This window comes from Methylophilus aquaticus (assembly GCF_030769565.1).
GTDB lineage: Bacteria > Pseudomonadota > Gammaproteobacteria > Burkholderiales > Methylophilaceae > Methylophilus > Methylophilus aquaticus.
The window spans coordinates 1-15678 of sequence record NZ_JAVCAP010000029.1 but is presented as its reverse complement, the minus strand read 5'-3'; the positions used below and the strand labels follow the sequence as shown (position 1 = coordinate 15678).

The 15678-nt window shown below is 48.8% G+C and carries 13 protein-coding genes and 1 tRNA gene; all 14 read right to left on the bottom strand.

Features of this window, described 5'->3' with window-relative positions; translation table 11 throughout:
- A partial coding sequence (locus tag Q9291_RS12190; protein WP_033456734.1) for a GTP-binding protein occupies positions 1–103 on the bottom strand: 103 nt, incomplete at its 3' end.
- Between the two features lie 35 nt (positions 104–138).
- A complete protein-coding gene (gene fusA / locus Q9291_RS12185; protein ID WP_306390349.1) occupies positions 139–2232 on the bottom strand; it encodes an elongation factor G in 2094 nt (697 codons plus the stop codon).
- 55 nt (positions 2233–2287) lie between these two features.
- Positions 2288–2758 (bottom strand): 30S ribosomal protein S7, encoded by a 471-nt coding sequence (rpsG, locus tag Q9291_RS12180; protein WP_306390348.1) that lies wholly within the window; start codon positions 2756–2758, stop codon positions 2288–2290.
- Between the two features lie 98 nt (positions 2759–2856).
- Entirely contained in the window at positions 2857–3240 is a 384-nt protein-coding gene (gene rpsL, locus Q9291_RS12175; RefSeq protein WP_018987692.1) for a 30S ribosomal protein S12, read from the bottom strand.
- A gap of 192 nt (positions 3241–3432) precedes the next feature.
- Positions 3433–7692, bottom strand: a complete 4260-nt coding sequence (gene rpoC, locus Q9291_RS12170) for a DNA-directed RNA polymerase subunit beta' (protein WP_306390347.1) — start codon at positions 7690–7692, stop codon at positions 3433–3435.
- A gap of 24 nt (positions 7693–7716) precedes the next feature.
- On the bottom strand, positions 7717–11889 hold the full coding sequence (rpoB, locus tag Q9291_RS12165; RefSeq protein WP_306390346.1) for a DNA-directed RNA polymerase subunit beta: 4173 nt from the start codon (positions 11887–11889) through the stop codon (positions 7717–7719).
- A gap of 229 nt (positions 11890–12118) precedes the next feature.
- Entirely contained in the window at positions 12119–12493 is a 375-nt protein-coding gene (gene rplL / locus Q9291_RS12160) for a 50S ribosomal protein L7/L12 (RefSeq protein ID WP_306390345.1), read from the bottom strand.
- Positions 12494–12529: 36 nt separating this feature from the next.
- Positions 12530–13021 carry a 50S ribosomal protein L10 gene (gene rplJ / locus Q9291_RS12155; RefSeq protein WP_306390343.1) on the bottom strand — a complete coding sequence of 164 codons (492 nt, stop codon included), beginning with the start codon at positions 13019–13021 and terminating at the stop codon, positions 12530–12532.
- Positions 13022–13287: 266 nt separating this feature from the next.
- Positions 13288–13974, bottom strand: coding sequence for a 50S ribosomal protein L1 (gene rplA, locus Q9291_RS12150; RefSeq protein WP_306390342.1), 687 nt, complete (start codon positions 13972–13974; stop codon positions 13288–13290).
- Position 13975: 1 nt separating this feature from the next.
- Complete coding sequence (gene rplK / locus Q9291_RS12145) at positions 13976–14407, bottom strand: 50S ribosomal protein L11 (RefSeq protein WP_306390341.1); 432 nt, start codon at positions 14405–14407, stop codon at positions 13976–13978.
- A 92-nt stretch (positions 14408–14499) separates the two neighbouring features.
- Positions 14500–15036: a transcription termination/antitermination protein NusG gene (nusG, locus tag Q9291_RS12140; RefSeq protein WP_306390340.1), complete on the bottom strand. Its 537-nt coding sequence runs from the start codon at positions 15034–15036 to the stop codon at positions 14500–14502.
- Complete coding sequence (gene secE, locus Q9291_RS12135; protein WP_306390339.1) at positions 15036–15383, bottom strand: preprotein translocase subunit SecE; 348 nt, start codon at positions 15381–15383, stop codon at positions 15036–15038. Before secE ends, nusG begins: the two co-directional genes overlap by 1 nt.
- 43 nt (positions 15384–15426) lie before the next feature.
- Positions 15427–15502 (bottom strand) — tRNA-Trp (locus Q9291_RS12130).
- Between the two features lie 59 nt (positions 15503–15561).
- The coding region (locus Q9291_RS12125) for an EF-Tu C-terminal domain-related protein (protein WP_502306678.1) at positions 15562–15678 on the bottom strand (117 nt) is incomplete at its 5' end.

Below are 15678 nucleotides of genomic sequence, written 5' to 3'. Positions count from 1 at the left end.
CAGTGGTGATCGCCGCTGTCAATGTTGTCTTACCGTGGTCAACGTGACCAATCGTACCAACGTTTACGTGTGGCTTGGTACGTTCAAATTTGCCTTTTGCCATGATGTTTTCCTTTAATTAATCTTTTAAATAATCAGTTATTTTTTGTTGATGATTGCATCCGCAACGTTTTTTGGTGCATCTGAATAGTGTTTGAATTCCATACTGTAAGTTGCGCGCCCTTGGGACAAGGAACGTACTACAGTGGAGTAGCCAAACATTTCAGATAACGGCACTTCAGCTTTAATTGCTTTGCCGCCACCAGGCATGTCATCCATACCTTGAATGATGCCACGACGAGATGACAAGTCACCCATCACGTCACCCATGTACTCTTCTGGCGTTTCCACTTCAACAGCCATCATAGGCTCTAGCAGCACCGGGTCTGCTTTACGCATACCATCTTTGAAACCAATAGAGGCTGCCATCTTGAACGCGTTTTCGTTCGAGTCAACGTCATGGTAGGAACCATCAAACAAAGTCACTTTTACGTCAACAACCGGGAAGCCAGCGAGGATACCTGCAGGAATGGTTTCACGCAGACCCTTGTCAACAGCTGGAATAAATTCGCGTGGCACGGTACCACCTTTAATGGCATCGACAAACTCATAGCCTTTACCAGCTTCGTTAGGCTCCATTTTGAGCCAAACGTGACCGTACTGACCTTTACCGCCAGACTGCTTGACAAACTTGCCTTCAACTTCCACAGATTTGCGAATCGCTTCACGGTAAGCTACTTGTGGCGCACCTACGTTCGCCTCAACGTTGAACTCACGACGCATACGGTCAACCAGAATTTCCAGGTGCAATTCTCCCATACCGGAAATAATGGTTTGGCCAGACTCCTCATCTGAACGCACACGGAAAGAAGGATCCTCTTGTGCCAAACGCCCCAAAGCCAAGCCCATTTTTTCCTGGTCACTCTTGGTTTTTGGTTCAACAGCGACGTGAATCACCGGCTCAGGGAAAATCATACGCTCAAGAATGATAGGCTTGTCTGGTGAGCACAATGATTCACCAGTCGTCACATCCTTTAAACCGATACAGGCTGCAATATCACCTGCCAACACCTCATCAACCTCTTCACGGTTGTTGGCGTGCATTTGCACAATACGGCCAATACGTTCTTTTTTACCCTTGATAGAGTTAAGAACAGTATCGCCTTTATTCAACACACCAGAGTACACACGGATAAAAGTCAACTGACCTACAAACGGGTCTGTCATCAATTTAAATGCTAAAGCGGAGAAGCCCTCTTTATCATTTGCTTTACGGCTGGCAGGCTTGCCATCATCATCTTCGCCAGTCACATCAGGGATATCGATTGGAGACGGCAAGAAATCAACCACTGCATCCAGCATACGCTGCACACCCTTGTTTTTAAAGGCTGAACCACACAACATAGGCTGAATTTCGCCAGCGATAGTACGCGTACGAATCCCTAAAACGATTTCTTTTTCTTCCAGATCACCGTTTTCCAGGTATTTATTCATCAACTCTTCACTGGCTTCAGCAGCAGACTCAACCATTTGCTCACGCCATTTTGCAGCCGTCTCAACCAGATCAGCAGGAATTTCACCGTAAGTGAATTTCATGCCTTGCGAAGCCTCATCCCAGATGATCGCTTTCATTTTAATCAGATCAACGACACCAGTGAACGTATCTTCACGACCAATAGGAATTACAACTGGCACAGGAGTCGCGCGCAAGCGCGTTCTCATTTGCTCTACAACTTTGAAGAAATCTGCACCGGAACGGTCCATTTTATTCACAAAGGCGAGACGCGGCACTTTGTATTTATTGGCCTGACGCCATACAGTTTCAGATTGCGGCTGTACACCACCCACTGCACAGTACACCATGCAAGCACCATCGAGCACGCGCATGGAGCGCTCTACCTCAATGGTAAAATCCACGTGCCCCGGGGTATCAATAATGTTGAATCGATGCTCAGGTAAGGAAAGATCCATCCCCTTCCAAAAACAGGTAGTTGCCGCAGAAGTAATGGTAATACCACGCTCTTGCTCTTGCTCCATCCAGTCCATGGTAGCCGCACCATCGTGCACCTCACCAATTTTGTGATTCACACCGGTGTAGAACAAAATACGTTCTGTAGTGGTTGTTTTACCTGCGTCAATATGCGCAGAAATACCAATATTACGGTAGCGTTCAATAGGGGTTTTACGTGCCACGATGCTTTACCTTTGCTATCAATTCAACTAATTATTAAAGAACGAGGTCGTTTAATTAAAAACGGAAGTGTGAGAAGGCTTTGTTTGCCTCTGCCATACGGTGAACTTCCTCACGCTTCTTCATTGCAGAACCACGGCCCTCAGACGCTTCAATCAGCTCAGCCGCCAAACGCAGACCCATGGATTTTTCGCCCCGCTTACGCGCGGCATCACGCAACCAGCGCATTGCCAACGCACTACGACGGCTTGGACGCACCTCAACAGGCACCTGGTAGTTAGCACCACCGACACGGCGACTCTTCACTTCAACTACAGGACGCAGATTATTCAACGCTGTTGTGAATAACTCCAGCGGATCCTTACCGCTCTTGCTGGCCACCTGGTCAAAGGCACCGTAAATGATGCGTTCAGCAACAGACTTTTTACCGCCTGTCATCAACACATTTACAAACTTGGATACTTCCTGGCTACCAAATTTTGGATCCGGCAAGATTACACGTTTGGGGACTTCTCTACGTCTTGGCATACGATTCTCTTTTCAATTAAATTTTTGCTAGCAATGACACTCGCAAGGCATTTCAGCCGCTATAAAAATGGATAAATTATCCGTTGCTACTTAATAAATTAAGCTTTAGCTTCTTTAGGACGCTTCGCACCGTACTTGGAACGTGACTGCTTACGGTCTTTCACGCCAGCCGTATCCAAGCTACCGCGCACCATGTGGTAACGCACACCCGGCAAGTCTTTTACACGACCGCCGCGCAGCAACACCACCGAGTGCTCCTGCAAGTTGTGGCCTTCACCGCCAATGTAGCTAATCACTTCGTAACCGTTGGTCAGGCGCACTTTAGCCACCTTACGCAAGGCGGAGTTTGGTTTTTTTGGTGTTGTCGTATATACACGGGTGCACACACCACGCTTCTGCGGGCAAGCTTCCAGGGCTGGAACCTTGCTCTTGGTTACCACTTTAACGCGTGGTTTACGTACTAACTGATTAATGGTTGGCATTGCCTTAACCTCTACTTAAAAAGCCTTCACCAGAGTCAGGAATACCCTGGATAGGCTAGCTATCAATAATAATGCCTTATTGAAACAATAAGGCTATTCTGAAAAACTCAGCATTTTAGTAATAGAGTCAAGGGGTGTCAAGCATTATTCATACTTGACACCCCTTGCTCTGGGGACTAAACCTGGCTGAAATTACTCTGCAGCAGTGTCATCTGCTGCTGTTTCTTCCACAACTTCTTCTGGTGCAAACATAGCTTCTGCCGCCAGCATCGCCTCTGAAGGCGTGGCAACATCAGGTGTCAACGCATTTAAAGCCGCCTTTTTACGGGACTCATGATAAGCCAAACCAGTGCCGGCCGGGATTAATCGACCCACGATCACGTTTTCTTTCAAGCCGCGTAAATCATCGCGCTTGCCCAAAATCGCCGCCTCGGTCAAGACACGGGTCGTTTCCTGGAAGGAAGCTGCCGAGATGAACGAGTCAGTCGACAGTGAGGCTTTAGTAATGCCTAGCAACACATACTCAAACGTCGCCGGACGCTTGTTATCAGCAATCACGCGTTCGTTTTCTGTCAACAGATCCGCACGTTCCACCTGCTCACCTTGAATGAAACCAGTTTCACCTGCATCCGTTACACGCACACGACGCAGCATCTGACGCACAATCACTTCAATATGCTTGTCGTTAATCTTCACGCCCTGCAAGCGGTATACGTCCTGCACTTCGTCAATAATGTAACGGGCCAATGCTTCACGACCTTGCAATCGCAGGATATCTTGCGGATCAGCTGGGCCGTCCACAATAGTTTCACCCTTGGTGACCACTTGGCCATCATGGGCTGTCACGTGCTTATCCTTGGCAATCAGGAACTCACTGGTGATACCATCCAGATCGGTAATCACCAGCCGTTGTTTGCCTTTGGTATCTTTACCAAACGAAACTGTACCTGTGACCTCTGCCAGCATACCGGCATCTTTCGGTGAACGCGCTTCGAACAGTTCGGCTACCCTTGGCAGACCACCGGTAATATCACGCGTTTTGGAGGACTCTTGCGGTATACGGGCCAATACTTCACCCACACCCACTTCCTGACCATCTTTAACGGTAATGATGCAACCCAGCTGGAAGGTCACGTTCACTGGTGTTTCAGTTCCGGTAATCTTTACTTCAACACCATTGGCATCCAGCAGTTTCACTTGAGGACGCAGTCCTTTGGTTGAACCTGCACGCTGTTTTGGATCAATCACCACCAGCGAGGACAAGCCAGTGACTTCATCCACCTGCTTCGCAACCGTCACACCTTCTTCAACGTTTTCAAACTTGATGCGGCCTGCATACTCGGTAATAATCGGACGCGTATGCGGATCCCATGTGGCCAATGCCTGGCCAGCTTTGACAGTCTTGCCATCGCTGACGGTCAATGTTGCACCGTAAGGGACTTTATGGCGCTCACGCTCACGGCCATTGTCATCAGAAATAACCACTTCACCATTACGTGAAATCACAATTTGCTCACCGCGAGAGTTGGTCACATAACGCATGGTTGAAGTAAAACCTGCGCTACCGTTAGACTTACTTTCAACTTGTGATACAGAAGCTGCACGTGATACTGCACCACCGATGTGGAATGTACGCATGGTCAGCTGGGTACCAGGCTCACCAATGGATTGCGCAGCAATCACACCGACGGATTCACCGATACTGATCAGCTTGCCGCGACCCAGGTCACGGCCATAACACTTGGCACAAATACCGTAGCGGGTATCGCAGGTCAGTGCGGTACGTACTTTGACTTCATCAATGCCCAGGGCATCGATTTTTTCAACTTCGTCCTCACCTAACAGCGTACCAGCAGGATAGATAACCTCTTGTGTTTCCGGGTGCAGCACATCGAGTGCTGCTGTGCGACCCAGAATACGGTCATGTAACGGCTCAACCACTTCACCGCCTTTAACCAATGCCTTGGTGACCAACCCTTCAACGGTGCCGCAATCAATTTCAGTCACCACCAGATCTTGCGTCACATCAACCAGACGACGGGTCAGGTAACCCGAGTTGGCTGTTTTCAATGCCGTATCGGCCAAGCCCTTACGTGCACCGTGGGTAGAAATAAAGTACTGCAATACGTTCAGGCCATCACGGAAGTTCGCTTTAATCGGCGTTTCAATAATGGAGCCATCCGGTTTCGCCATCAGGCCACGCATACCAGCCAGCTGACGCACCTGCGCCGCAGAACCCCGCGCACCTGAGTCCGCCATCATGTAAATCGCGTTAAACGACTCCTGACGTACAGCCTTACCGTCTTTCATAACCACATTACCTGTAGCGTCTTTCACATCTTCTTCACGCAGTTGTTTCATCATGGCATCCGCCACTTTGTCACCTGCACGACCCCAGATATCCACCACCTTGTTGTAACGCTCACCCTGCGTAACCAGACCGGAAACGTATTGATCTTCGATTTCTTTCACTTCAGCATCAGCTGCCGCAATCAATTGCGCTTTCTCTGGCGGCACCAACATGTCATTGATGCTGATAGAGATACCCGCTTTGGTCGCATAGGAGTAACCGGTGTACATCAATTTATCAGCAAAGATCACGGTTTCGCGTATACCGACTTTACGGAAGCTCGCGTTAATCAAACGTGAAATTTCTTTTTTCTTCAATGCCTTGTCGATATAGCTGTATGGCAAGCCAGGTGGCAATATTTCTGACAACAGGGCACGACCAACTGTCGTTTCATAACGGTTGATTTTCTCGGTTTTCTGACCAGCCACATCCATCTCGTATTCTTTAATACGCACGGTCACTTTGGCATGCAGATCAATCAGACCCTGGTCATAAACACGCTGCACCTCTTTGATATCACTAAAGATCATGCCTTCACCACGCGCAGCTACTTTTTCACGCGTCATGTAGTACAGGCCCAATACGATATCCTGTGAAGGGACAATAATTGGCTCGCCGTTGGCTGGAGACAACACGTTGTTGGACGCCAGCATCAAAGTGCGTGCTTCCATTTGTGCTTCCAGACTCAATGGGACGTGTACCGCCATCTGGTCACCGTCAAAGTCGGCGTTAAAGGCAGAACATACCAATGGGTGCAATTGTATGGCTTTCCCTTCGATCAGCACTGGTTCAAAGGCCTGGATACCCAAACGGTGCAATGTAGGTGCACGGTTCAACAGTACCGGATGCTCACGAATCACGTCTTCAAGGATATCCCAAACTTCTGGTCCTTCCTCCTCCACTTTCTTCTTCGCTGCTTTGATGGTGGTTGCCAAGCCTAATACTTCCAGTTTGTGGAAGATAAATGGTTTGAACAATTCCAGTGCCATTTTCTTAGGCAAACCGCACTGGTGCAGTTTCAATTGTGGACCCACCACAATCACGGAACGACCGGAGTAGTCGACGCGCTTGCCCAGCAAGTTCTGACGGAAACGACCGCCCTTACCTTTGATCATGTCAGCCAGTGACTTCAGCGGACGCTTGTTAGCACCGGTCATCACCTTACCGCGACGGCCGTTATCCAGCAGTGAGTCTACCGCTTCCTGCAACATACGTTTTTCGTTACGTACAATGATTTCAGGTGCTTTTAACTCTAACAAACGCTTCAGGCGATTGTTACGGTTAATCACGCGACGATACAAGTCGTTCAGGTCAGAAGTGGCAAAACGGCCACCGTCCAAAGGTACCAATGGACGCAATTCTGGTGGCAAGACTGGCAAGATTTCCAGAATCATCCACTCTGGCTTGATGCCGGATTTCTGGAAAGCTTCCAGCACTTTCAGACGCTTGGCGATTTTCTTGATCTTGGCTTCTGAGCTGGTTGCAGACAATTCGCTGCGCAGCGTTTCAATTTCACGGTCAATGCCCATGGTACGCAGCAATTCGCGAATCGCTTCGGCACCCATGACCGCATTGAACTCATCACCGAACTCTTCAACCTTGGCAATGTAGTCATCCTCAGTCAGCAACTGACCACGGGTCAGCGGCGTCATACCTGGGTCGATCACGATGAATGCTTCAAAGTACAGCACGCGTTCAATGTCTCGCAATGCGATATCCAGCACCATACCCAAGCGGCTAGGCAAGGATTTCAGGAACCAGATGTGTGCCACGGGTGAAGCCAGTTCAATGTGGCCCATACGCTCACGACGTACTTTGCTCAGTGTGACTTCAACGCCACATTTTTCACAAATGACACCACGGTGTTTCAAACGCTTGTATTTACCGCACAAGCACTCGTAATCCTTGATCGGGCCAAAGATCTTGGAGCAGAACAGACCGTCCCGCTCTGGTTTGAAGGTACGGTAGTTAATGGTTTCTGGCTTTTTCACTTCGCCATAGGACCATGAACGGATTTTTTCAGGTGAAGCCAGCGCGATCTTGATCGCGTCGAACTCTTCTTCTTGCGTAACCTGTTTAAATAAATCTAATAACGCTTTCATAGAGACTCTCCTTAATGGCGGGGCTTAGTTACGGTCCAAATCAATATCAATGGCCAGTGAACGGATTTCTTTCACTAACACGTTGAATGATTCAGGCATACCCGCATCAATTTTGTGCTCACCTTTGACGATGTTTTCGTACACTTTGGTACGGCCATTCACGTCATCTGATTTCACTGTCAACATCTCTTGCAAGGTGTATGACGCACCATACGCTTCCAGTGCCCAAACTTCCATCTCACCGAAGCGCTGACCACCGAACTGGGCTTTACCACCTAACGGCTGTTGTGTCACCAGGCTGTAAGGACCGGTAGAACGTGCATGCATCTTGTCGTCGACCAAGTGGTGCAGCTTCAGTACGTGCATGTAACCAACGGTGACTGGACGCTCAAAAGCATCGCCAGTGCGGCCGTCAAACAGTTTGACCTGTGTTTTACCTGCGTGGAACTGCAATTTCTTGGTGTGCTCGTCGTCATCCGGGAACGCCAGATCCAGCATGGCACGAATGTCTGACTCAGCAGCACCGTCAAACACTGGCGTTGCAAATGGCACGCCGTGTTTCAGGTTGGTTGCCAAATCGATCACTTCGACGTCAGTCAGGCCAGCAATGTCTTCTTTCTTGCCAGTGCTGCTGTTGTAGATCTTGTCTAGGAAAGCGCGGATTTCTGCGACTTTAGCCTCAGCCTGCAACATATCGCCCAGGCGTTTACCCAGACCTTTAGCTGCCCAGCCCAAGTGGGTTTCCAGAATCTGACCAATGTTCATCCGTGAAGGCACGCCCAGCGGGTTCAGTACGATGTCTAACGGCGTACCGTCAGCCATGTGTGGCATATCTTCAACGGGACAGATTTTTGAGATCACACCCTTGTTACCGTGACGGCCGGCCATTTTGTCACCAGGCTGGATACGGCGTTTCACAGCCAGATAGACTTTGACCATCTTCTGTACGCCAGGTGGCAACTCGTCGCCTTGGGTCAGTTTACGCTTTTTCTCTTCGAACTTGTTGTCAAATTCAACGCGTGCCTGGCTCAGACTGTCTTTCAGTTGCTCCAGTTGACGTGCTGCTTCTTCGTCGCTCAAGCGAATATCGAACCAGTCATAACGACCCACGCTTTCCAGGTACTCCTGAGTCAGCGTATCGCCTTTTTTCAGCTTGTTAGGACCACCAGTCGCCACTTTACCAGCCAGCAGGCGGCTGATACGGCCAAACGTATCGTCTTCTACAATACGCATCTGGTCGCCCAGATCTTTCTTGTAATGTGACAACTGGTCATCAATAATTTGTTGCGCGCGATCATCACGATCGATACCCTCACGGGTAAAGACTTGCACATCAATCACGGTACCGGTCATGCCTGATGGCACACGCAGCGAGGTGTCTTTCACATCGGATGCTTTTTCACCGAAAATTGCACGCAACAATTTTTCTTCCGGCGTCAAAGTTGTTTCACCTTTTGGTGTCACTTTACCCACCAGTACGTCACCAGCTTCCACTTCAGCACCGATGTAGATAATACCGGAGTCATCCAGACGGCCCAGCATACGCTCGGACAGGTTGGAAATATCGCGGGTAATCTCTTCAGGGCCCAGTTTGGTGTCACGGGCAACCACTGACAGCTCTTCAATATGGATAGACGTATAACGGTCATCAGCCACCACGCGCTCGGAGATCAAAATCGAGTCTTCGTAGTTGTAGCCGTTCCATGGCATAAAGCCCACCAGCATGTTCTGGCCAAGTGCCAGTTCGCCCATATCGGTCGAAGCACCATCGGCCACCACATCACCACGCGCAATCACATCCCCAACTTTTACCAGCGGACGCTGGTTGATATTGGTATTCTGGTTAGAGCGCGTGTATTTGGTGAGGTTGTAGATATCCACACCGACTTCACCCGCCAATGCTTCAACGTCATGCACACGAATCACAATACGGCCAGAATCAACATAATCGACAATACCACCACGACGGGCAGTAACGACCGTGCCCGAGTCAACAGCCACGGTACGTTCGATACCAGTACCTACCACGGCTTTTTCAGCACGCAGGCAAGGCACAGCCTGACGTTGCATGTTGGCACCCATCAATGCGCGGTTCGCGTCATCGTGTTCGAGGAAGGGAATCAGAGAGGCCGCAACCGACACAATCTGACCAGGCGCCACATCCATGTACTGTACGCGCTCTGGCTGCGTCATGGTAAATTCATTATGGAAGCGGGCAGATACCAAATCTTCAGTAAAGCCACCATCCTTACCCACATCGGTGTTGGCCTGCGCAATGACATACTGGCTCTCTTCGATGGCAGACAAGTAATCAATCCTGTCAGAAACCTTGTCACCCTCTACCAGACGGTAGGGTGTTTCAAGGAAACCATACTCATTGGTACGCGCATACAGCGCCAATGAGTTAATCAAACCAATGTTGGGACCTTCCGGTGTTTCAATTGGACACACACGGCCATAATGGGTCGTATGTACGTCACGCACCTCAAAACCGGCACGTTCACGGGTCAAACCGCCTGGGCCCAAGGCGGAGATACGACGCTTGTGCGTAATCTCTGACAGCGGATTAGTCTGGTCCATAAACTGTGACAGCTGACTGGAACCAAAGAACTCACGGATGGCACTTGAAACGGGTTTCGCATTAATCAGGTCGTGCGGCATCAGGTTTTCTGATTCTGCTTGTGACAGACGCTCTTTAACTGCACGCTCAACACGCACCAAGCCTGCACGGAACTGATTTTCAGCCAATTCACCGACGGAACGGATACGACGATTGCCCAGATGGTCAATATCATCAATCTCACCGCGACCATTGCGCAACTCAATCAATACACCAATCACCGCCAAAATATCCTGATTTGACAAGACATTGGCGCCAGTATCGCCTTGCGGCCCTACATTTTCGTAGAAACGACGAATCCAGTGTGCAGCGCGGTCTTCCAGTTTGCTTGGATAGGCACGACGGTTAAATTTCATACGACCTACCACAGACAGATCGTAACGATCTTCCGAGAAGAACAGGCCATTAAACAAAGCTTCCACCGCATCTTCAGTTGGTGGTTCGCCTGGACGCATCATGCGATAAATTGCAACGCGTGCGCTATACTGGTCAGGCACCTCGTCTGAGCGCAATGTTTGCGAGATAAAGTTACCGTGATCCAGATCGTTAGTGTAGATCGTATCTACTTCACTGATTTTCGCAGCGATCAGCTTTTCCAGCAAAGCGGGAGTAATTTCATCATTGGCATTGGCAATCAGCTCACCTGTTTCAGTGTCGATGATGTTTCGTGCTACAGCACGCCCCATGACAAAGTCAGTTGGCACCGCCATGGTTTTAACGCCAGCTTTTTCAATATCGCGGATATGCTTGACCGTAATGCGCTTGTCTTTTGCAACGAGCACATTGCCCTCTTTGTCCGTGATATCAAATTTTGCCACCTCACCACGCAGGCGATCGGCAACCAACTCAAATTCCACGCCCTTGGGACCCAAATGGAAAGTGTCGGTGTCGTGGAATATTTCTAGAATTTGTTCTGGTGTATATCCCAATGCCTTAAGCAGTATGGTGACAGGCATCTTGCGACGACGGTCAACCCGGAAATACAGGTAGTCTTTTGGGTCAAATTCGAAATCCAACCAGGAACCACGGTAAGGAATAATACGTGCAGAGAACAGCAACTTACCGGAGCTGTGTGTTTTGCCTCGGTCATGCTCAAAGAACACACCCGGGCTGCGATGCAATTGGGACACAATCACACGCTCGGTACCGTTAATGATGAACGAACCGTTTTCAGTCATGAGCGGCAATTCACCCATGTAAACTTCTTGTTCTTTCACTTCTTTGACGGTCGGTTTGGACGCTTCGCGATCCATGATCGTCAAACGCACTTTTACGCGCAATGGCACAGCATAGGTCAAGCCGCGCTGCTGGCACTCTTTCACATCAAATGGCTCGGCACCCAGCTGATAGCTGACATAATCCAGACGGGCATTTTCCGAATGGCTGACGATAGGGAATACTGAACGAAAGGTTGATTCCAAACCAGCGTTATTACGTTGGTCTGCAGGCACATCTTCTTGCAGGAATGATTTGTAAGATTCCAACTGCATGGCCAGCAGATAGGGCACCTCTTGAACGCTCTCACGCTTTGCAAAACTTTTGCGGATGCGTTTCTTTTCGGTAAAGGAATAGCTCATAGCGTCTCCTGAAATTTTTTGAGGGTAGAAGACAAAACACTTTTCATCCACTGCAATGTTTTGACATCTAACTTCGTTTAAAAACAGCCACTTACATTAAGTGCAAATGACCATAAGACTACATACCACTACACTTTTCAGGCAGTTACAAATTTTTTAAAGTTTGCAATGCCAAAAATGGCGAAGGCCGACGGTCTCCCGTCAGCCCAGCCAGATTCACAAAAGTGAATTATTTCATCTCTGCAGTTGCGCCCGCTTCGATCAATTTTTTAACAGCTGCTTCAGCGTCAGCTTTGCTTACGCCTTCTTTAACAGCTTTAGGTGCGCCATCCACTACGTCTTTAGCTTCTTTCAAGCCCAGACCAGTCAATTCACGAACCGCTTTAATGACGCTAACTTTGTTGTCGCCAGCGCTATTCAAGATAACGTTGAACTCAGTTTGCTCAGCTGCTGCTGCTGGAGCAGCAGCACCGGCACCAGCAGCCACTGCAACAGCAGCAGCAGATACGCCAAATTTTTCTTCGATTTCTTTGATGAAAGCAGTCAACTCTAAAACAGTCATCCCACCGATTGCATCTAAAATGTCAGCATTTGAAATTGCCATGATAATAAATTCCTAAATTTTGAAAGTAATAAAAAGTTACGCTGCTTCTTTTGCGTCGCGAATTGCGGCGATCGCACGTGCAAACTTGGTTGGAACTTCGTTAAGCGTACCAGCGAATTTAGACAACAATTCCTCACGGCTTAATGTAGATGCCAGTGCTTGCACACCAGCCACATCAAGACGCTCGTTAGGCATCGCACCTGCTTTAATCACAAACACGTCATTGCTTTTTGCAAAGTTGTTCATGATTTTGGCAGCAGCCACCGGATCAGCAGAAATGCCGTATACCAATGGACCAACCATGTCGTCAGCCAATGCTGCAAAAGGCGTACCTTCTACTGCACGACGCACCAGGGTATTTTTCAACACACGCAAATACACACCTGCATTACGTGCATCTGCACGCAGTTTCGTCATATTGGCTACGCCGATACCACGATACTCAGCAAGTACGATTGCCTGTGCATTCGCCACTTGGGCGCCTACCTCTGCAACGACTTCTTTTTTCTCTGTAAGATTAAGACTCAAGGTCTGTTCTCCTTCCGTTAATGAAAGCCCGATGAAATATCGGGCCACTCACGGCGTCCTTATTCAGGGCTTGGATATATCCTGTGTCGGGGTCGCCATCTGCGTTGGTTTGAATCGTTTGACAAACAGAGGATCTCTCACCCATTTGCCCAACCATTCTCATTAAGTGAAACACGCCAACGGTCTTTGATGCTCTTGAGCCATCCTAAAGAAGACTCAAGCCCAAAGTAATTGCCCGGCCCAAGACATGGACCGGGACTTGATTCTTATGCAGCTACTGATGCTTGATCTACACGTACGCCAGGACCCATGGTGCTGGATACGGACAGTTTTTTCAGGTAGACACCTTTAGAGCTGGTTGGCTTGGCTTTGTTCAATGCTTCCAGCAAAGCAGACAAGTTACCTTGCAATTGCTCAACGGTGAAAGAAGCACGGCCAATGGTGCAATGTACAATACCACCTTTGTCAGTACGATACTGTACTTGACCAGCTTTCGCATTTTTAACGGCAGTCGCAGCATCAGGTGTCACAGTGCCCACTTTCGGGTTTGGCATCAAACCACGTGGACCCAACACCTGACCCAGAGCACCGACGATACGCATTGCATCTGGAGTGGCAATCGCCACGTCAAAATCCAGCATACCACCTTTGACTTGTTCGGCCAGATCTTCAAAACCAACAATATCAGCACCTGCTGCTTTAGCCGCTTCAGCTTGTGCACCTTGTGCGAACACAGCCACGCGGACAGACTTACCGGTACCGTTAGGCAATACGATGGCGCCACGCACCAGCTGATCAGATTTACGTGCATCGATACCCAGATTTACCACGGCATCTACAGACTCGTTAAACTTGGCAGTTGCGCCCTCTTTAACCATCGTCAATGCTTCAGAAACAGGGTACAGCTTGTTGCGGTCAATTTTGGCACGCAACGCATTAATTCTCTTGGCCATGTTATACACCCTCCACTTCAATACCCATACTGCGTGCGCTACCAGCGATGGTACGTACAGCAGCATCCATGTCTGCCGCAGTCAGGTCAGGCATTTTGGTTTTAGCAATTTCTTCAGCTTGTGCGCGTGTAATCTTGCCTACTTTGTCTGTATGTGGACGTGGTGAACCTTTTTCCAGTTTCGCTGCTTTTTTGATCAAAACAGTCGCTGGAGGCGTCTTCATAATGAAGGTAAAGCTCTTGTCAGCAAATGCAGTGATCACAACTGGCACTGGCAGACCTGGCTCCATGCCCTGTGTTGCAGCATTGAACGCTTTACAGAATTCCATGATATTCAAACCACGTTGACCCAGTGCTGGACCGACGGGTGGGCTTGGGTTGGCTTTACCTGCAGGGATCTGCAGCTTGATGTAGCCAATGACTTTCTTTGCCATTTTTGACTCCTAAAATGGGTAATAGCGCTCTTGGCAGAGCTCCCCGTTGATAAAAACTACTACTAAAGCTTTTTAACTGAACTATTTTTAAACTAGACTTCTTTTTCAACCTGCGCAAAGTCAAGCTCGACCGGTGTTGCACGGCCAAAAATAACGACTGAGACGCGCAACTTGTTCTTATCGTAATTAACTTCTTCAACATTGCCGGAAAAATCTTTGAATGGCCCGTCGATGACGCGTACGCTTTCACCTTTTTCAAAGGTCATTTTCTGGGTTGGATTAGACTTGCTGTCATCCATACGACGCAGAATAATCTCGACTTCTTTATCCTTGATCGGGGTTGGGCGCTGCGCCGTACCACCGATAAAAGAAGTCACGCGCGGTGTACTTTTTACCAGATGCCAGCTTTCATCGGTCATTTGCATTTGCACCAGAACATACCCTGGATACAAGCGACGCTCTGAAATGGTTTTCTGGCCAGACTTCATTTCAATAACCTCTTCAACAGGCACCAAAATATCCCCAAACTGATCCTGCAAACCAGACCTTACAATACGCTCTTCCAAACCGGCTTTAACGGATTTTTCCATTCCGGAAAACGCTTGTACTGCATACCAACGCATCGTCATTAAGCACCTCGACCCATAATCAACTGCACCATATAGGCGAAACTCACGTCCACCAATGCCAAAAATATCGCCATAATGATCACCAACACCATTACCGCAAAAGTCGTTTGAATCGTTTCTTGCCGGGTAGGCCAAACCACACGCTTGGCTTCAGCGATGGACTCATTGACGAATCCCAGCGCTTCCTTGCCTTGGGCAGTGGTCCACGCCACTGCTACAGACGCGACGATACCTGCCAATATGGCAAGTATTCTGACTACCATTGCTTTATCTTCAAAAAGATAAAAACCGGCTATCCCCAAAGCTAGCAACAACAGGGACAAAGCCAGTTTGATTTTATCGATCATATACTTAACTTTATGATGAACACCACAGACTATTCCGGGTGTTTGGCAGGCCAAGAGGGTCTCGAACCCCCAACCCTCGGTTTTGGAGACCGATACTCTACCAATTGAGCTATTGGCCTGTACTCACTTACTACAAAAGCTGCACGGGTTGTTGTGCAGCTTTTGTGAACAAATTTAGTTACTCGATGATTTTGGCAACAACGCCAGCACCAACGGTACGACCACCTTCACGAATCGCGAAACGCAGACCATCTTCCATCGCGATTGGTGCAATCAGTTGCACAGTGATAGATAC